At 33.5% G+C, this 20,524-nt stretch carries 14 protein-coding genes; 12 read left to right on the forward strand and 2 right to left on the reverse strand.

The features are described 5' to 3' along the window. Positions 1–5 precede the first annotated feature (5 nt). The 9 genes from FNW52_RS10405 (at position 6) to FNW52_RS10445 (ending at position 12,853) form a co-directional block, all read left to right on the forward strand. On the forward strand, positions 6–1,343 hold the full coding sequence (locus FNW52_RS10405; protein ID WP_143377408.1) for a PKD domain-containing protein: 1,338 nt from the start codon (positions 6–8) through the stop codon (positions 1,341–1,343). Beyond that, the gene (locus FNW52_RS10410) at positions 1,343–3,802 is read left to right on the forward strand and encodes a hypothetical protein (RefSeq protein WP_185965954.1); all 2,460 of its coding nucleotides are present in this window, start codon (positions 1,343–1,345) and stop codon (positions 3,800–3,802) included. The genes FNW52_RS10405 and FNW52_RS10410 overlap by 1 nt, the downstream gene beginning before the upstream one ends. A 199-nt stretch (positions 3,803–4,001) precedes the next feature. Beyond that, positions 4,002–8,756, forward strand: coding sequence for a hypothetical protein (locus FNW52_RS10415; RefSeq protein ID WP_143377409.1), 4,755 nt, complete (start codon positions 4,002–4,004; stop codon positions 8,754–8,756). A gap of 836 nt (positions 8,757–9,592) precedes the next feature. After that, positions 9,593–10,174, forward strand: a complete 582-nt coding sequence (locus FNW52_RS10420) for a Crp/Fnr family transcriptional regulator (protein WP_143377410.1) — start codon at positions 9,593–9,595, stop codon at positions 10,172–10,174. 55 nt (positions 10,175–10,229) lie between these two features. Then, positions 10,230–10,841, forward strand: coding sequence for a DUF4405 domain-containing protein (locus FNW52_RS10425; protein ID WP_143377411.1), 612 nt, complete (start codon positions 10,230–10,232; stop codon positions 10,839–10,841). 8 nt (positions 10,842–10,849) lie between these two features. Then, positions 10,850–11,227: a hypothetical protein gene (locus tag FNW52_RS10430; RefSeq protein ID WP_143377412.1), complete on the forward strand. Its 378-nt coding sequence runs from the start codon at positions 10,850–10,852 to the stop codon at positions 11,225–11,227. A 4-nt stretch (positions 11,228–11,231) separates the two neighbouring features. After that, positions 11,232–11,708, forward strand: coding sequence for a hypothetical protein (locus tag FNW52_RS10435; RefSeq protein WP_185965955.1), 477 nt, complete (start codon positions 11,232–11,234; stop codon positions 11,706–11,708). Then, on the forward strand, positions 11,650–12,138 hold the full coding sequence (locus FNW52_RS10440; RefSeq protein ID WP_143377413.1) for a hypothetical protein: 489 nt from the start codon (positions 11,650–11,652) through the stop codon (positions 12,136–12,138). The genes FNW52_RS10435 and FNW52_RS10440 overlap by 59 nt, the downstream gene beginning before the upstream one ends. Before the next feature lie 7 nt (positions 12,139–12,145). Then, the gene (locus tag FNW52_RS10445; protein ID WP_143377414.1) at positions 12,146–12,853 is read left to right on the forward strand and encodes a GDSL-type esterase/lipase family protein; all 708 of its coding nucleotides are present in this window, start codon (positions 12,146–12,148) and stop codon (positions 12,851–12,853) included. Positions 12,854–12,929: 76 nt separating this feature from the next. Here FNW52_RS10445 and FNW52_RS10450 read toward each other — a convergent pair whose 3' ends face one another. Both FNW52_RS10450 and FNW52_RS10455 read right to left on the reverse strand, forming a co-directional pair. Continuing rightward, positions 12,930–14,264, reverse strand: a complete 1,335-nt coding sequence (locus FNW52_RS10450; RefSeq protein ID WP_143377415.1) for a PAS domain-containing sensor histidine kinase — start codon at positions 14,262–14,264, stop codon at positions 12,930–12,932. Positions 14,265–14,339: 75 nt separating this feature from the next. After that, the gene (locus tag FNW52_RS10455) at positions 14,340–15,689 is read right to left on the reverse strand and encodes a sigma-54 dependent transcriptional regulator (protein ID WP_143377416.1); all 1,350 of its coding nucleotides are present in this window, start codon (positions 15,687–15,689) and stop codon (positions 14,340–14,342) included. Between the two features lie 341 nt (positions 15,690–16,030). On the opposite strand from FNW52_RS10455, the gene FNW52_RS10460 reads away from it, so the two are divergent. The 3 genes from FNW52_RS10460 (at position 16,031) to FNW52_RS10470 (ending at position 20,522) form a co-directional block, all read left to right on the forward strand. Then, positions 16,031–17,269, forward strand: coding sequence for an efflux RND transporter periplasmic adaptor subunit (locus FNW52_RS10460; protein WP_185965956.1), 1,239 nt, complete (start codon positions 16,031–16,033; stop codon positions 17,267–17,269). 111 nt (positions 17,270–17,380) lie between these two features. Beyond that, positions 17,381–18,085 (forward strand): ABC transporter ATP-binding protein, encoded by a 705-nt coding sequence (locus FNW52_RS10465; RefSeq protein WP_143377417.1) that lies wholly within the window; start codon positions 17,381–17,383, stop codon positions 18,083–18,085. 13 nt (positions 18,086–18,098) lie between these two features. Beyond that, positions 18,099–20,522, forward strand: coding sequence for an ABC transporter permease (locus FNW52_RS10470; protein WP_143377418.1), 2,424 nt, complete (start codon positions 18,099–18,101; stop codon positions 20,520–20,522). Positions 20,523–20,524 lie beyond the last annotated feature (2 nt).

Here is a 20,524-nt window from a genome sequence, read left to right on the forward strand (position 1 = left end):
ATTGAATGAAGAAAATTTTACTTTTACTATTATCCATACTAATCACTTCTTGTTATAAGGAATCATTTATCCCCATTGAAGGCGACTTTACTACTTCGTTTGTAAGTGGAGATGAGTCGGTTCCAGTTACTATTAAAATTAAAAATAACGTCACAGGTGCAGATACTTACGCTTGGGAATTTGAAGGAGGAAGTCCAAGTACATCTTCTCAAAAAGCCCCAGGAGAGGTTTTATATACAACACAAGGAACGTTTGCTATAACACTAACGATGACCAATGCGGATGGAGAAAGTAAAAAAATCAGTAAAACGGTTATCATAAAAGAAGGCATTGCTATTCAATTTACGAATAAAATTATACAAAGTAATTATTCGCCTGTTGAAGTAGAAATAAACAATACCACACCTGGAGATGGACTCACTTTTGTATGGAGTTTTCAGGGCGGGAATCCCGCCGTTTTTACTGGTAATACACCACCAAATGTTGTCTTTAGTACGCCCGGGGATCATAGCATTAGCTTGACGGTTTCTAATGGATTCGAAAGTCAAACACAGACTCAAACGGTAAATGTGGCACCCCATTTGGTAAGCTTATTCTCTTATAGTCCCACTTTTGAAGACGATGATTATCAAGCGAGTGTAACAATCAATTTTGTGAACCAGTCAGTAAGTGCTACGCAATACAATTGGACTTTTCAAGGAGGTAATCCAGCTACATCAACCACAGAAAATCCTACGGTAACGTTCGCAAATACAGGAGCGCATCAAGTAACTTTGGTGGCTTCGAATGGGAAAACAAGCCAATCATTTTCTAGCACTATTACTGTAGCACCTGATACCAATCTAAGGATTTTTAAGGATGTAAAAATTGGAATTAATTCAGCTCATGCTACAGTTGGGGCAATGTTTTCGACCGCTACCAGACAAGTGTATAAAGCGAGCGAAATCAATGCTCAGAATAGTCCCCTAATAGATATAGCTTTTCAAGGACTCAATAGTAGTTTTACCTATAATAAATTTATTTCCCCCTCACAGGTTAGTAATTATGGTTTTTTGGCTTTGGCCAATGCACAAAATACGATATTCATTAATTCACAAGAATTATGCAACTGTGGATTGAATTTTACAGAGACACAGTTTGATGCAATGACAAATGATACCCCTTTGCAACCTTTGAATATAGTGTATAACGCAGCTGGGAATCAAGAATTTGGTATGTCATATCCTAGAATAGTTTTGTTTAAAACCCAAGATGGCAGAAAAGGAGCCATAAAAATTAAAAGCAGGATTCAGAGCGGAGTGAATTCCTATATTCTGTGTGATATTAAAGTACAAAAGCAGTAATGGAGATAGTCAAAAGGAATTATTTATTCGGATTAGCCATTGTTATTGTTTTTTTAATAAGCAGGAAGGGGTATGCTCAAAATGTAGATTTAGAGAATATTTACAAGCCTAATTTCAAAGTTACGGGAGGGATAAATGCCAATGCAATTTTTTATAATTCGAACCAGAATAGTTCTCGTAAACCCTTTACTTATATGCTTTCGGGGAATTTAAATGTGAGTGCTTTTACCTTTAGTATGCCTGTTTCTTACACTATAACGAATCAGGGGAATAATTTGGGGTATACGATGCCTCTTAATTTTAATCGTTTTTGTTTAATGCCCAAATACAAATGGGTAAAAGCCTATATAGGAGATGTGTCAATGAGTTTTTCGCCCTACACGCTTAATGGTTTGCCTTTCAGAGGGGCTGGGTTGGAGTTGACGCCAAGAGGTCCTTTTAAAATAAGTTTGATGGGTGGGCAGTTACTGAAGAAAGTATCTGCAAGTGATGGTTTAGACAGTATTCCAGTATATCAGCGAATGGGGTATGGAGTAAAAATTGGATATGATAAGGAGAAATATAAAATAGGTTGGATTGGATTTTATGCCAAAGATATTTATGGAGATGAAACGTTAACCTATGATAAAAAGGGAGTTATGCCAATGGAAAACTGGGTAAATAGTTTTTCTTTCAATACTTCTTTAGTCAAGAATCTAGATTTTAATCTTGAATATGCACTGTCTGTTTTTACAGATGATGCTAGAGCCAATCGCATTTTGGAAGGCGGATTTAGAAATAAAATGTTTTCGGTAAAAGAGACTACCAGTTTTCAAAAAGCCATTAATGCAGGTTTTACTTATTCGATTCAAAAAAGTAGGTTGGGTTTGGTATACGAACGAATTGATCCCAACTACAGAACTTTAGGTTCCTTATATTTTTCGAATGATTTAGAGAATATTGCGTTCACATTCTCTCGCCCTTTCTATAGAGATAATATAACTCTTGCCGCTAGTCTAGGATATCAAAGAGATGATTTAGCTGATCAAAAGAAGCAGAATACAAAAAGAATTGTTGGGTCGGTGAATCTGAACTATAAAATAAATGACCGAATCAATTTTTCGGGTACCTATTCTAATTTTTCGACGTACACCAATAAAAGTTTGAACCAATTTGATTTGATTAATAATTCCAATATAATGCCTGCGGATACTTTAAATTACAGGCAGTTGTCACAAAACGCAACTGCAAATTTAACGTACGCTTTTGGGAAAAGTAAAAATCAAAATTTGAATTTTAATTATAATATTTCCGGTCAAGCCAATGAACAAGCGGGAATTATCAGAAGAGGACAAGCCAGTATGATTCAGAATTATAATTTGGCACATTCGATAAATTTTATTGAAATGAAAATTGCCTTAAACAGCTCCCTAAATTACACCAATAATCAGGTGGGGCAAAATGATAATTCTTCGGCTGGGGCATCAGTTGGAGCATCTAAAAAGTTATTCAAAGATAAGTTGAATACTAATTTTGGAGTACTATATAATACCTCTCAAGGGAATATGAATTCGAGTTCTGTATTTGGCATTAAACTTAATAATAGTTATATGATTGAAAGGCATAATTTTAATATGAGTATTATTTCTATGTTTAGAAATAGTTCTAACAGTAAGAATTATAATGATTTAACTGCAACATTAAATTACTCTTATTCAATAGATAAAATAAAATTGCCATCAAAAAAAGAGTCTGAAAAAGTAAAAGAAGTTGTTTCTAATCCTGTTCTAAAAATAGATTATAAGGACAAAACATATGAAGGAACAAGAGATAACATTATAAAGCAATTACAAGAACTTCAACTTGATTTACGACCGATCCCAAAAGAAGATTCAGATGAATTAGAACATTTATTAACACTTGTTACTTTGACCCCTGATGATAAAAGGTTTAAAGAAAAAGCTTTAAATTATTTAAGCACTTATGAGTTATATAGTAATATGTTAAATAGATACAACGAATATATTCATAAAACAGTAAAAAGTCTGCAAAAAGAAATGATTCCAATGGATGAAGCATTTGAAAATGATTATGCAATGGCTCAGGGCAGAGTAAATAAACATAAGTTGAATGGAGTAGCCGTAAAAGAGATAACCAACAAAACGAGTTATAATTCTTATTTAAAATTGGTGGAAAGAAAAGATAAAAAATCACAGCGTTTATTAGTTCATAGATGGATGCTTAATGAAATTTCAAAACTTGCGAAAACATCCGCAGATGAAATTCATCAAAACGATAATCTTTCCAATTTTAATATACTAGAATTAGCTCATTTCTTTGAAATGATCAAAGAGAAAAAAAGGGAAGATAAAATAATTGAAGCATTAAAAATAAAATTAATCCCTTTTTATGACAATTTAGCGATTAAAAATGGTAAAGAGGATCAAGTAGAACTTAAGTATTTAAGGAATAATAAATGATTGAAAAAGGATGGTTATTTGTAATAAAATCAGGATTAGATGGCTGCTTTATTTACAAAAGGAACAATTATTTACTAATGATTTCACCATTAACACAAGTTTGTTTAGTAAAGGTTTATTTTGAAACATTTACTTAAGCAAAGATCAATATATAAAGAGTATAACATTATAGGGTTACTAAAAAATAAATTTTACGTGCATGAAAAATTTTTATAAAATACATTTGTCGGTTTTATTTATTATACTTTCGGTTGTTTTTTCTTACGGGCAAGATATTGCAGCTCCAAAAGAATTAGGTGCAGCTACAAGTGCGATCGAAAAGATTGAAGCATCTGATCGTTGGGTTGATAAATTCGGTAGTCAAGATTTGGTGGAATTGCCAATTGGCATACGTAAATCGGTAAGTAATGTGAGTTACTCCATTGGGATAACAAAGGCTACTTTTTCTCCAGAATATACTACATTAACGGTATTTTGTAGAGTTGACATTCCGCAAAAAGATAAAAATGGACTGCCAATGCAATTGTTTTTTGGAGCCGATGATGTCAAACTTTCCCATCAAGGAGGGATTATAGGAGAAGCAAAACTCGTATTGCTTGGTAATATTGATATTCCTTTTAGTGGTAATAAATGGCAACTGTCTTTGTATGGTGGTTTTGATATGGCAACTGGTGCAACCAAAGATTTGACTTATGTTACCATAGATTGTGATGGGTTTAAGGAAATGAAAATTTCGGGAGCTGTCGAGTTTTCCAGAGATTTAATATTGCCAATAGATCCCAAAACGAGGACGGTAGATGAAACAAAAACAAAAGTACCTAAGACCTACTACAACGGGAAAACCTATCAAATACCGAATAGAGTTAGAGGGGAATTTAATTTTATGGCCAGTAACTGGAATGATATTCTAGTAAATGTAATCTTGCAACCTTTTGTTTTGAAAGACAAACGAAATGGCAAAGATTATGATGGTAATTTTCAATTTTTGGTCAGTAATGCTGTTTTGGATTTAAGTGATTTAAAAAATAATCCAGGAGTTGTTTTTCCGGAATACTATACTAAAAACGCACTATTGGTCCCCAGCCCTGATGCTTGGAGAGGAGTGTATGTACAAACATTTGATGTTGGTTTACCCAAAGAGTTTAAAACAACTGATACGGCTGCAAAAAATGAAAGAATTCACATAGGAGCTCAGAATCTTATTATTGATAAGTATGGTGTTTCGGGCACTTTTTATGCTGATAATGTGTTCCCCTTGGATAGAGGAATTACGAGCGAAGAAAAATCTTGGGCCTATTCCTTAGATCATATAGATATTACCATTGCAGCCAATACTTTTGTAAAAGCCAATTTGAGTGGGCAAATACTGTTGCCAATTACTAAATATTCAGAACCAAAACCAGAAGGGATTTCAAATAATACTAAAGCTGCAACAATAGTAGATGTACAATCGAATGCTTCGGGTGTTGGAGTTTCTTCCACTGCTATTCCTGAATCAAAGCCAGTCACAGATACAGTTGCACCTAAGGTTGGTACTCCAGCTCCGCCACAAACCAAAAGAGTAGGTTTGGCCTATCAAGGATTTATCTCTTCAGAAGAACAGCGGTTAACAGTAACGAGTAAAGATTCAATTAGCTTTAGTTTCTGGAAAGCAAGAGCTCTTTTATTACCCAATAGTTCAATAGAATTAAAATTGGTCAATGGTAAGTTTTTACCAAAAGCCAATTTGTATGGTAGCTTGTGTATTGCTGCAAATCAAAGCAAAGACGAAGCAGACGATGCGAAAGGCAAAAAGGCAGTTGATTTTAAGGGAATTTCATTCCAAAACCTACAGTTGCAAACTGTATCTCCAATAATTTCGGTTGATGCGATGGGTTATTCAGGTAAAGTTGCTTTTTCTAATTTCCCTGTCTCTATCGCGAATATTGACGTAATGGTCAAGGATACTGATACCAAAATAAGTTTTGATTTGGGATTAAACTTGATGGAAAGTATTGGTGCAGGAGCCACAGCCCGAATAGGTATAAAAGGCAAAATGTATGAAGAGAATTTTAAACAAAAATGGAAATATGACGGAATAGATGTATCGGCGATAACAATAAAGTGTGAATTCAGTGGATTAAAAATAAATGGAAATTTAATTTTAATGAAAGAAGATCCACTCTATGGGGATGGATTTAGTGCTGACTTAGAAGTTGATGTTGCAGGTGTAGTGAATGTAAAGGCCAAAGCCATTTTTGGTAAATCAACATTTCGTTATTGGTATTTTGATGCTTCTGTCAAATGGCCACCAGCTCCTTCACCATTTATGATTAATGGTTTTGGAGGAGGAGCTTATTATAAAATGAGTCGAAGACCTGGCGTAGCTCTTTCTGAGTTTTCTCCATCTGGGTTAAGTTATATTCCTAATGAAAAAATTAGTCTCGGCGTTAAGGCTTTAATCTATTTCCATATTGGAAGCGAAACCATATGTGATGGAGAAGCAGGATTTGAAATCGCTTTTAATTCTAAGGGAGGTATTAATACATTAGCCGTATTTGGTAAAGCGGGTGTAATGGCAAAAATACCAGGATTAAAAAGTGTTTCAGGTTTAATGCAAAAAGTAGCTACTAATGCAAACGCTATGAAGGCTTTTTCAGCTCCAAAAGAAAATAATCAAGGGGAGTCAATTGAAAAAGAAAATTTAAAAAAAGCAAACGAAACAATTCCAGGTGATTTATCGGCACAAGTGGGTATAAATGTTGCCACAGCCATACAATATGATTTTGAAAATCATTCTCTGCATGGTACTTTGGATGTTTATATTAATACTCCTGGCAATTTTCTTTCCGGAATTGGACCAGGAGGAAGAGCAGGGTGGGCAGTTTTTCATAAAGATCCGAAAGATTGGTATATGTACATCGGTACCCCAGATGATAGATGTGGTGTAAAGATTGGTGTTGCAGGAATGTTTTTGCAGACGACCAGCTATTTTATGGCAGGAACGCTTTTGCCGGGAAGTCCTCCACCTCCACCAGTTGTTGCTCAAATTTTAGGTGTTGATGCCAAGGAGTTGGATTATATGCGAGATGAAAATGCATTGGCAAACGGAGGAGGATTAGCCTTTGGTGCCAGTTTGAATTTTGACACTGGAGACTTAAGCTTTTTATTATTTTATGCTCGTTTTCAAGCAGGAATGGGTTTTGATATCATGCTAAAAGATTATCAAGAAGCAAGATGTTCTAATACAGGAAAGCAAGTAGGTATTAATGGATGGTACGCTAATGGACAATCCTATGCCTACTTGCAGGGAGAGCTAGGAATACAGGTAAAACTGTCCTTTTTAAAACTTAAAGTTCCAATTATTTCTGGAGGTGCGGCCGTTTTGTTACAAGCAAAATTGCCCAATCCAGTTTGGATGAGAGGTTACGTAGGTGGAAATATGAATATTCTAGGCGGAATGATAAAAGGAAAATTCCGTTTTAAATTACTAATTGGGGAGGAATGCATGTTTGAAAATGCGTCTCCGCTCGGAGGTCTTAAACTAATTACGGATGTGACTCCTAAACAAAGTTCGAGTGAAGTAGATGTTTTTGCAGTACCGCAAGCCGCATTTTCTATGAAAGTTAATGAATCTTTTGTGATTCCAGAAGATCAGGGAGATGTTACCTATAAAGTGATTTTGGAACAATTCAAAGTTTTTGATGGCACAACCGAAATACCTGGAGTTTTAGAATGGAATTCTATGAAAGACAAAGCTGATTTTGTTTCAACAGATATATTACCTCCGCATAAATCACTAACAGTAAAAGTAGCGGTAAGCTTTCAAAAAATGGTTAATGGAGTTTTTCAAGCTATAAAAACAGATGGAAAAGTCGCTCAAGAATATGAAGAAAGAATCTTTAATACAGGGGGAGCTCCAAACCATATTCCACTAACCAATATAAAATATTCTTATCCTGTTGTTGAACAAAAGTATTTTCTAGAGGAAGAATATCCTAAAGGGTATATTCAACTCAAACGAGGTCAAGATTATCTATTTGATGATGTAAAATGGGAAACTAAAGTAAAATTGAATGAGAATGGAATCTCAAATTCCAAATCAACCGATTTTAGTTATGACACAAGTTCAAACGAAGTTTCGTACGAAATGGTAAACATTAGCCAAGAGAAAAAATATAACTTAGCCATTGTATCTAATTTAAAAGAAGAGCGACAAGTTAACGCTAGTCCTATCGTAAAAACAACCACAATTGATAATGATGGAAATAATATTCAGGTTAGCGAAAATCAAGCAAGTGAAGTTTCAAAAGCTGGAGAGATTGAACGTTTAACCTATGAGTTTAACACGGGTAAATACAAATCATTTACTTCAAAAATGAATGCAATAAGTACACAAAATTATAATTTTGGTGTATTGTATTCAGATGTTATTTATTTAACAAATACAATTTCTAGTGAGGAAGCTTTTGATTTGGTTGATTTGCAGGGTGTGAAATATACGGACAATACCCCTTTGATAACAGCACAATCGGCATTAAATGACACATATTATGCCGCCGATATTTATCCATTTTTGTATAAGGATTATCCTTTGAATGGAACATATTTCATAACCAATCGTGATGTCAAAGAACTAGGTGTTGTTCCAAACAAAGCCATTCCTCTGAATTCGTATTATATGACAAGCATAGAGAATGATGTTAACCAATCATGGACAAAAGGTAATTTTCCATTCAAATACAATTTACCTTTATTATATAAGCAAGATTGGGTCGATATTTATAATCAGATAATGAATGATTATGTTAATGGAAAAGTAAGCAGTACCTCCTTGGCAAAACAATTCCTTACTAGTGATTACCTATTTATGCGCTACGGTTCTTATGAAATTAAAGTGAAGTATTGTTTACCAGGGAATAAAAAAACTACTGAGTTTGTTTATAAATTCAAGAATAATAATAATTTTAGGTAGCCAGTTATTAAATCCATCTCAAGACTATTTTGAGATGGATTTTTTTAAATGAATTTTCTATTTTTCGTTAATGTGATGAATCACTCTTAATTATCAGGTGTTTGAGTTAATACTTAAGTAACCCAATGTCGGCGATTACAATTTATGACTGCTCATTTTTAAGCTTCTCAATGAAATATGTGGTCGGCATCCCGGCTCTGGAAAAAAAGCATTTGCGAAACGTTGTGTACTGCTAAATCCTTAAATTTGTAAAACATTCTCTTTCATAATCAAATGCACTAACTCCAAATTTTCATAGGTAAAATTTACCTATGATTGCAAAGCAATTTTTTCTTAATTAACTTCGTAGTAGACTGAAAGAAAATCTTGAAAAGAAAATCCCAATCCAAAACTATCATGGACATAATATGTCTATGATAGCAAAGTAACTTTTTCTTGATTAACTTCGTAGTTGACTGAATAATGAACTTGAAAAATGTGTGAGTATGGATCTCAAGATTGTGTAGAAAGATTTAAACTCAGATTGATTTACTTTTTCATGTCATTTGGCTAATTTTGAAAGTCCAATGAATTTATAGCTTGTTTTTTCAAAGAGAGTTCTCAAATCTCGAACTTAACCATAGGCTTTTTCAATGTCAGGATACAAGTCGATATCAAAAGGTGGGATCGGATCAAATAGGATCAATCCTAAAAGTGATTTTATATCTGTGCTGGTGTAAACGCTTAATTGAAGATTTGTACGTATATTTGGTAAGGTGGTTTTTATTAAGTATTTGCGCTTCTAATTCCCCACGTAGAAAAACCAAAATATTGTACACCCTTTTAGAATGAACTTTATGTACATCGAGAAAATAATAGAAACTATAAGTACTAGCTACGCCACATTAACAGAGGAATGTAAAGATGATTTGAAAAAAGCTTCAAAAATATTGACACTTGACAAAGAAGCAAAAATTGTAAAAGAAGGACAATTTGCAGATAAACTATATTTTGTAGTTCGTGGAGGTGCAAGAGCCTATTATTTAAAAAATGGTAAGGACATTACAGATTGGTTTGCATTTGAGGGTGAGTTTGTAAGTGCTATTGACAGCTTTTTCCAAGATAGCCCAACAATGTACACTATCGAGTTGCTTGAACCAACTACTTTATTGCAAATTTCGAGAGAAACCGTATTTGCATTGACCAATAAACATCATTGTTTTGAGAAATTAGGAAGAATTGCAGTAACCAAAACAATGCTTGAACTTCAAGAAAGGGTTGTTTCGATACAATTTGAGAGTGCTTTACAGAAATATACAAATCTAATAAATGCTCGACCCGATATTATCCAGCGTGTGCAATTAACACATATTGCCTCCTACATAGGTGTTACGCTTGAAACTTTGAGCCGAATTCGTAACCCGAAATATCGAATTTGATTTAAATCAAATGGATTTTGAAAACGTTAATTGAACTTTGTAGAAATCAAAAGAGATGAAACGAATTCATTATATGTCAGGACTAACGATTACAATTTTTATCGGACTGCATCTATTGAACCATTTTTATAGTATTTGGGGTGCAGTCAAGCATATAGAAATGATGCATGTTTTACGTCTTTTTTATCGGAACCTAATCGTAGAGACTGTTTTGTTGATTTCGGTACTCGTTCAGATTGTTTCGGGATTTGTACTTTTTAGAACAAATCGAAAAATAGCAACATCCAACTTTGAAAAACTGCATATTTGGACGGGGCTTTATTTAGCTATTTTCCTAGTTATTCATTTGATTGCCGTTTTTGTCGGACGCTTTTTTTTACAGCTCGATACCAATTTCTATTTTGGAGTGGCAGGACTGAATGTTTTTCCTTTTAATTTGTTTTTTATTCCCTATTATGGACTTGCGATTGTTTCTTTCTTTGGACACATTGCTTCAGTTCATAACAAAAAAATGAAAAGAAATATTTCAAATTTAACACCAAAACAACAAGCAAAAATAATTCTTATTTTAGGATTTATTTTGACAGTCTCAATATTTTATGGATTAACAAACCATTTTAACGGAGTAACAATACCCAAAGAGTATAGCATACTTGTGGGGAAATAAATGAAAAAATGATTGATAAAAAAAATATTTATTGGCTAATTGCAGGAATAATCAATTTGTTTACGGCAGTTCTTCATACCATTGGCGGACAAATTAGCTTAGTGAATCCACTATTAGGAAGCAATCTTATAATCCAAGCAAAAGCAGAGTGGATGGGTGCTTGGCATATGGTAACAATTATTTTATTCGCAACCTCCTACTTGTTGATTAAAAACGGATTGGGTAAAAAGGAGAATGAACAAACTGAATTTGTAAAATATATTGGATATTTATACATCCTATTCTCTGTGCCTTCTATCGTTACAAGTGTAATGTATAATCTTTTGGCTCCACAATGGATTATACTTTTGCCAATTGGTTTACTGGCTTATTTAGGAAAAAAATAGAATTATGCTAAAACTCGGCGGATATATCAATATTCTAATTGCAATTGGACACATTGTCGGATTAATTTGGGCTAACCAAATGTTTGAAATAACAGGAATTGGAAATGAAATGGCAACACTTGCTCTAAAGCATAGTGTTTTGCCTTATTTGTCGACCATTTTTGTCGCAATTGTGTTTTTTGTTTTTGGTCTTTATGGACTTTCGGCAGACCATAAATTTAGAAAATTACCATTCCTAAAAACAGTCCTATTTTTAATTGCTGGACTATATTTGTTGCGAGGACTTGGAGAATTAATAGCAGATCAAATACAAGGAACGAACACAATGGCGGAAACAATGTATTCATTATTTGCTTTAGCAATCGGACTTTTATTTCTAATTGGCGGGTTGGAAAAAAGGAAAATCAAAAACAATAATTACAATGAAAGTAATCAACCTACATACCAGAACAATTCATCAACAAAAAGTAAAAGTGGCTGAATTATTTAGAACCTTATCTTCTAAAAACGATAGGATGTTGGCAACAGACAAATGGTCGCCTATGCTATTAGACAATGGATTAAATGAAGGTTCAAAAGGGGGACACGGACCTATAAAATATACAGTTCAAGATTATAATCCTGATAATTATATTCAATTTCAATTTACAGAACCAAAAGGATTTAATGGGTTTCATCAATTTGAAATTACAGAATTAGGTACTGATGTAACGGAGATCAAACATAGTATTGTTATGAATACAACAGGTTTAGCAACATTAAAATGGACACTTGTCATTCGTTGGTTACACGATGCTTATATTGAAGATGCATTTGATAAAGTGGAGAACCATTTTGCAAATGACAAGAAAAATAGTAAATGGACAATGTGGGTCAAGTTTTTAAGAAGAATTTTGAAACCGAAAAAGTAATAAATTCATGAAGATTCTATTCATAGGCGACAGCATAACCAGAGGGGAATTAGGGGTTAGTTTTGTAGAATTGATTGCTAAAAGTCAACCGTCATTGCAAATAACAATTCTTGGCGAAAATGGAGAAACACTAAATGTTATTTGCAATCGACTTTTTAACCATTTAAAGTTTGAACAAGACTATGATTGTATTATTTTTCAAAGTGGTTACAATGATATTCTTCTTCCGTCTTTTTTAGAAAAAGGAAAATTGTTTAAATGGGCATACCAACAACAAATAAAAAATGGACTTATTCCATTACCAAATCCTTGTGAATTTTTGGTTTTTTTGAAAAAAAATATCAGAAGTATAAAGCAGTTGTTTAAAGGGAGAATAGTTCTATTAACAATTGGCTGTGTTGGCGAAAATTTAAACAGTGAACTAAATTCATTGAGAAATAGAATCAATGAAGCGATCAGAAAAGTAGCTTTAGACGAGGAGATTATTTTAGCTGACATTCAAAAGGAATTTGATGATGTCTTGGCAAAAGAAGTTCAATCCAATTATTGTTTAGGTAATTTTTGGGCAGTTACCTTGTGGGATAAGTTTAAAAAAGATTTTAAAAAATTAAGTGGAAGAAGAGGACTGTTTCTGACAATAGATGGAGTTCATCTTAATAATGCAGGAGCTGCAATTTTTACCGATTGTATCTTGAATGAGTTGGACATACAATAAGAATAAAGAAGCGTCCGAGCTTTGCTGCCATGCGATATTATGAATTGCCCTGTCTTGAAATAACGAGACAAAAAAATCAACTATCAACCAAACAAATCACAAAAGAGGTTTTTTCTTCCTCATTTCTATAGGCCAGATAACCGCTGTGTGCTTCGACAATGCTTTTGGACAACGTCAATCCAATTCCGGCGCCTTCTTTTCGGGTGGTAAAAAATGGCAGGAATATTTTGCTTTCTATTTCTTTTTCGATGCCGCTTCCATTATCGGTGATCATGATGAAAGTTCTCTTTTCTTTGACTTCGGCCGAAATAATGATTTGTTTTTTTTGAGTTTCTTTCAAAGAATAAATGCAGTTTGTCAAAAGATTAATCAACACTTGCTCCATTTGTTGTGGGTCAATATTTAGTTTGCGGTCGAAAGGGATCGTGTTTATAACTTCTATTTGTTCCTTTTTAAATAAGGGTGCCATGATTTGCAAACTATTTTCAATCCATTGCAACAATTCTATTTTTTCTTTTTTGGGAGAAGGCAACATAGCCAGTTTGCGGTAACTTTCTACAAATTGCTGCAAATGGTCGCTTCGTCTCAACATCGTGGCAACACTGCTTTTCATATCGTCTAGATCTTCTGCCGAAATGGTTTCTTGTTGAACCAAATCCTGTAGATTCTGGGAAAGTGATCGAATGGGAGTAATCGAATTTAAAAGTTCATGAGAAATCACTTTCATCAAATTGACCCAAGCTTCTTTCTCTTTTTTCTCGATTACATTTTGAATGGATTCCAATAAAACGATGCAATAATCCCGATTGTAAATTTCGCTTCTCGAAGTTTGCATTACAAATGTTTGAGTGTCTTGCTGATTCACACGTATCTCTAATGACGTTTTGATTTCCTGAAAACTCTGTTCTTCGATGATTTCACATAAGGAAGGCAAATGACTTTTTAGATAGTTCCATTTGGTAACTTTTGGCACATCAAAATGTTTGGAGAAATAATCATTCATCAAAAAAATATTCCAATCATTTCCTTCTTTTTGCAGAATAATAATGCCTGTTTCAATGTTATTTAAAATAGAACGGTAAATAATATCCTTTGAAACCTGCTCGTTTTCTTTGTTTTTCAACGTTTCATACAACTTGAATAAGTTGGAATAATTTTGATACGATTTATGCTTGGAAAAATCCGATGTGAAATCATTTTGCAAAATGGAAGTTATTGTTCTGTCGTAAAGCAAAAAGGCATTTTTGACGTAAAAATACATTTCAACAACGAGTAGAAAAATAATTAGGAGACCAAATATAGCTGTAAAAACCAATCCCTTTTGAAAAAGGAAGATTGAAATTCCGGAGCCGGAAAGGATGATAATCAATCGGATAAAAAGGAGTTGGTAGATTTTCAAGGATTTAAACATAAAAATTATTTAAGATTTTTGATTAACGATTTTTGATTTCAGAAGTATAAAACACATGAAATCAGTTCAAAGTTATTAATTGGCATTGATGTTATATTTCTCTAAACGACGGTATAATGAAGCTCTTGACAAACCCAATTCCTCAGCGGTTTTGCTGATATTGTTGTTGTTCTTGAATAGGATTTTTTCGATGGCTGTTTTTTCGACGGCCGACAGCTGAATGTCGTTTTGGTTTTCTTCGTAAGTGGTTATTTGTTCCAAATCCAAATCCGAAACGGTAATGTGATTGTTCTCACAAAGAATCACGGCACGTTCTATTCGGTTTTCCATTTCTCGGATGTTACCGTTCCAAGCGTGTTTTCCGATTTGTTCCAATGCTTTTTCGTTAAATGTGATTTCGTCTCGTCCGTATTTCGTCATCATTTTTTGCAAAAGATAATGTGCTAATGGGATTTTGTCATCGTTTCGTTCCCGCAATGGAGGCAAGACGATTTCCATGGTGTTGATGCGATAATACAAATCTTCCCGGAAGTTTTTATCGGTAACTTCCTGTTTCAAATTCAAATTGGTGGCTGTAATTATGCGAACATTCAATGGTCTCGCTTTCGATTCCCCCAATCGGGTTACTGTTTTGGTTTGGATAACCTGCAAGAGTTTTGACTGTAGATGCAATGGCACATTTCCAATTTCATCCAAAAAAATAGTTCCGTTTTGAGCCATTTCAAAACGTCCGGGAGTATCGACTTTGGCATCTGTAAAAGCTCCTTGGACATATCCAAACAATTCACTTTCGAAAATATTAGAATTCAGCGAACCCAAATCGAGATGAATAAAAGGACTGTTTTTTCGCTCCGACTGACGATGAATATGATGTGATAAAATAAATTTACCGGTTCCGTTCTCGCCCAGGATTAAAACATTGGCATCCGTTTTGGCTACTTTATCAGCTAGTGAATACGCCTTTTTTATAACATCTGAATTACCCACGAAAAAATCGTCTACACTTTCAATCGTATTTGGTTTCTTCTGTTCTTTCCGACTTTTATCGACAGCTTGCTTTACAACGCTAAGCAATTTTTCGTTTTCCCAGGGTTTTAAAATATAATCAAAAGCCCCCGCTTTTAGACCCTCCACAGCCGTTTCTACCTTGCCAAAAGCGGTCATCAAAATAACAACAGTCTTTGGCGAAAGCGTTTTTATTTCTTTTAATAAATACAAACCTTCTCTTCCGTCCTCAAAACCTATTCTGTAATTCATATCGAGCAAAACCACATCTATGGTGTTTTTCGCCAATAATTCAACTACATTTTTTGGATTATTGAGTGTAAAAATGTTTTCAAAATGCTTTTTGAGGAGCATCTTGGACGCAAAAAGAATATCTTCTTGGTCGTCTATGACTAATATTGAGGCGTTGGTCTTTTTCATTCGAGGCTTTTTTTGTGTTTAAAGGAGTCGGTAGCTATCGGACAAGATAATTGAGTTAGTATTTTTTTTTATTTAAGATTTTTGATTAACGATTTTTGATTGCAGAAGTACTAAACCTCTTTAATGAACTGTTTTTTTAATGCTCAATACGAAATCTGAAATCAGCAATCGTTAATCAGCAATCAAAAAATTCCTTGTCATCACTGTTCGGTTTCGGACAAAAGGTGTTCGATAATGAACACCTTGAAAATTTCATTAAAAATAAAATCTTAAAAATAAGGGTTTTACAATGTTTAAATTTTTGGCACGATTATCACAATAGGTTAAACAAATCATCAATAATGGACACCATAATCGTACGTAAAACTAACAAAAATAAGTATCTTTTAATCGCATTACCAATTATCTTACTCTTTGGGTATTTCGTTTTTACTTCGGCAACCAAGAAAAGAAGTCTTACCATAAAGGCAACTGAAATTACTATTAAGGTAGTTGAAAATGATTTTTTCGAAGATTTCATGTCTTTTCAGGCAAAAGCGGTTCCTTTAAATTCAATGTTAATTAATATCATTGAAGGAGGAGCCGTTCAGGAAATATTTGTAGAAAATGGAGATATGGTTATCAAAGGACAACCGCTGGCACGATTGTACAATCCTAATGCAGAACTGGCGTATATGCAACAGGAAACGGCCATCATTGAGCAAATTAATAATTTGAACAAAGCCAAACTCGACTTGAGAAATCAGGAATTGAATTTAGAAAAAGACTTGATTGCTATAGAACATGATTATTTGGATGCCAAAAATTTATACGATTTGAACAAGAAACTTTTTGAGCAAGAAATACTTTCTAAAAACGAATGGGAAAGGACGAATGAGAATTATCGTTTTCAAAAGGAACGCATGAACATCATCAAGCAAAGCGTCAAAAAGGAAAAACTGGCGAATCAAATTCAGATAGGTCAACTCAACCAATCGATTGCTATAATGGATAAAAGTCTGGACATATTAAGAGCCAACAAAAAGAATTTTTTAATAACCGCACCTATATCGGGAAGACTTTCTTCGTTTGAGCCGATACTGGGGAAAACCTATTCGCAAAATACGAGCATCGGTTTTATAGATGATAGGAAAGGCTATAAATTGGTAGCCGATGTGGATGAGTTTTATTTGGATAAAATTGCAGAGCGACAAAAAGGAACTGTAGATTTTGAGAACAAAGCCATTGGAGTTCAAATAACCAAAGTAATTCCAGAAATCAAAAGCGGAAGGTTTCAAGTAGAATTGGATTTTGTTTCGTCCGATAAACTAGATTTAAAACAAGGATTGAGTTTTGGCGTGAAATTAAATCTGTCTGAAAAAACTAAGACCTTAGTGCTTTCAAAAGGTAGTTTTTATGAAGAAACCAATGGGAAATGGATTTTTGTTGTCAACGGAAATAAAGCCGAAAGAAGAGCAATTAAACTGGGGAGAGAAAACCCATTATATTATGAAATACTTGGTGGATTGAAAGCAGACGAGAAGGTAATTACGTCGTCTTATAAAGATTATACTGGCGTAGAAATATTGAATTTGGAATAAAGAGAAAAGAATAAAGAGCAAAGAGAAAAGAATAGAGAGCAAAGAATAAAGAATAAAGAGAAAAATAAATAATTTATATAAAAGAACATCAATCAAAAAACGAATAATATTATGATAAAAATTAAAAATCTTTCAAGAGTGTTCAGAACAGAAGAAGTAGAAACCATGGCATTGAGTGAAATCTCATTAACCATCAAGCAAGGAGATTTTTTGTCCATTATGGGGCCTTCGGGAAGCGGAAAATCAACTTTGTTGAATATTGTTGGATTACTCGACAGCGCATCAGGAGGAAGTTATCAATTGCTGAATCAGGAAATGATTGGATTGAAAGAAAAAGAAAAGTCGAAAGCGAGAAAAGAAAATATTGGTTTTATTTTTCAGAATTTCAATTTGATTGACGAATTATCAGTTTATGACAATATTGAATTGCCGTTGATTTACAACAACGTTTCTTTGGGTGAAAGAAAGAAAAAGGTAGAGGAAATCGCTGATAAATTAGGGATTTCACACCGATTAAAACATTATCCGCAGCAACTTTCTGGAGGACAGCAACAACGTGTGGCAGTAGCAAGAGCATTAATCAACGACCCGAAAATCATCCTTGCCGATGAACCTACTGGAAATCTGGATAGTAAAAACGGAAATGAAGTAATGGAATTACTGACTGATTTGCATACCAATGGTGCAACAATATTAATGGTAACCCATTCTGATTATGATGCGTCTTTTTCGCAAAAAACCATTTTGATGAAAGATGGAGTTGTACTTTCAGAAAAAATGAATAGTCGTAATGTTGATGTGCTGATAAGCCAATAATTTCAAAATAACCATGCTAAAAAATTGGACAAATATATTTTTATACCACATCAAAAATAACAAGCTTTTTACGGCTTTGAATGTTTTGGGATTGAGTATTGGTATCGCGGGATTGGTTTTTGCTTTGCTGTATTGGAATGATGAACAGAGTTATGATGCTTGGAACCCTAATAAAGAAAAAGTCTTTTTATTAGTCAATCAAATGGATGAAAGTACTTTTTGGACTTCAACTTCGGCTCCAATAGGTTCTAATTTAATAAAAAAATCAAATGAAGTTGCATCCTATTGTTATATCAGTGGAGATTATAATAAAGATATAATCCGATATAAAAATAGTAAAAAGCAATTCGAAAAAATATTGATAGCTCAGGATAATTTCTTTGATTTTTTTCCTTTTGAGTTTGTTGAAGGCAATCAAAATACGGCATTACCGGACGAGAATAGTATCTGTTTGTCCCAAGAAACAGCTATGCAACTTTTTGGTAATGATAAGGCTTTGGGTAAAGAGGTGGTTTTTGAAAACAAAAAACTGGTTGTAAGAGGCGTTTATAAATTGGATAAAAAATCATCGTACAATCCTTCTTGTGTTGTTGATTTTATGGGTTTTAGAATAAAAAAGTGTATTGAAGAATGGGGAAACTTTCAATTTGTGTTATTAATTAAAGCAAAAAGTGCTAGTGCTAAAGAATCTATTGCGAAAACTTTAGAACAATTGTATTATGATAACATCACGGTTCGTATTGCAAAAGAACAAGGAATCAGCCCCGAAGAATTTATTAAAAAATTTGGAGCGGTAAAACCTTGTTTGGAACCTTTATCAGATGTTCGTTTGCATACAAAAACAAATGGTTTAGCTGAGGGTAAAGGCAATTATCAATTTCTGATGATAATGCTTGGTTTGTCTATTTTAATTTTAATACTCTCTATTGTAAATTATGTCAATTTGGCTACTGCCAATGCCATAAAACGCGCCAAAGAAGTAGGTGTTCGTAAAGTTATTGGAGCATCAAAAGCCAATATTATTCAGCAATTTATTTTTGAAACAATAATAATTTCGTTGTTTTCCATTTTACTTTCTCTTGTTATTGTAGAGCTATCATTACCTTATTATAACGAGTTTTTAGAGAAAAATATAATTATACAAGGAAGTCAATTTTACTTGCAACTAATTGCGATATTTATAATTACGGTTAGTATTGCAGGGATTTTTCCAGCAATTTATGTTTCCAATTTTGAAACTTTGAATGTGCTAAAAGGCAATTTTGGACGAAGCAAAAGCGGGGTTTGGCTGCGTAATGGAATGCTGATATTTCAATTTGCAATTGCTACTTTCTTTATTATTGGCTCTTATATTGTTTACCAACAAATAGATTATATGAGTACAAAAGATTTAGGTTTTAAAGCCAACCAAATTTTAAATATATCGTATCGAAATGTATATGGAGAACAAATATCAGACAAGTTTAGATTTGATCGTTATACGACAATCAAAAATGAATTATTAAAAATAAAAGGAGTAAAACAAGTTGCAGGCGGTGCTTTTGTGTTTGGTATTGGTGCACGATCAACAATATCGTATCATTATAAAGATATAAATATAGATGGGAATAATATCCCTATCGATTTTGGAATGCTTGAAATGATGCAAATCAAAATGGCAAAAGGAAGATACCTAAATCCAAAATTTGCTCAAGATACCATTAACAACATGCTAATTAATGAAACGGCATTGAAAATGTTAAAAGAAAAAAATCCAATAGGCAAAAAAGTAAATTGGGATGGAAAAGAAGTAATTATTGTTGGTGTTGTTAAAGATTTCAATTTAGGTAATCCAAGTGAAGCAATTAGGCCCATGTCCTTTTTTCATTTTAAAACAATTCCTTGGTTTACAGGTGGTTTAAATAATATTTATGTTGAAGCAAATCCGGAGACTATGTCGCAAACTCTTGCCGATATTGAGAGATTTTGGTTAAAAAAGGTGGACCCGGATTATCCATTCGCTTATGATTTTGTGGATAAGGATTACAAAAGATCGTATAGTAGTTATGTAAAACAAAAAAACCTGTTTTCAGTACTAAATATTGTGGTTATTCTGATTGCCTTGTTCGGATTATTTGCCTTAGCAACCTATTCGATACAAAGGCGAATGAAAGAAATCGCTATCCGAAAAACCCTTGGTGCCGAAACCAATGTTTTACTAAAAGAATTATCCAAGCAATATATTGTTTTCTGTGTAATTGGATTTCTGATGGCGGTATTCCCAGTGTATTATTTACTCTACAAATGGCTCGAGAACTTTGCCTTTAGAATTGATATTTCGATCTATCCATTTCTAATCGGATTTGTTGCCTTACTGTCATTAACGTTAGTTGTAGTGCTTTCAAGAGCCTATCAAGCCACAAGAGTAGACGTTTTGAAATATTTAAAATACGAATAACC

The sequence above is a fragment of the Flavobacterium sp. ZT3R18 genome, from assembly GCF_007097385.1.
Taxonomy (GTDB): Bacteria; Bacteroidota; Bacteroidia; order Flavobacteriales; family Flavobacteriaceae; genus Flavobacterium.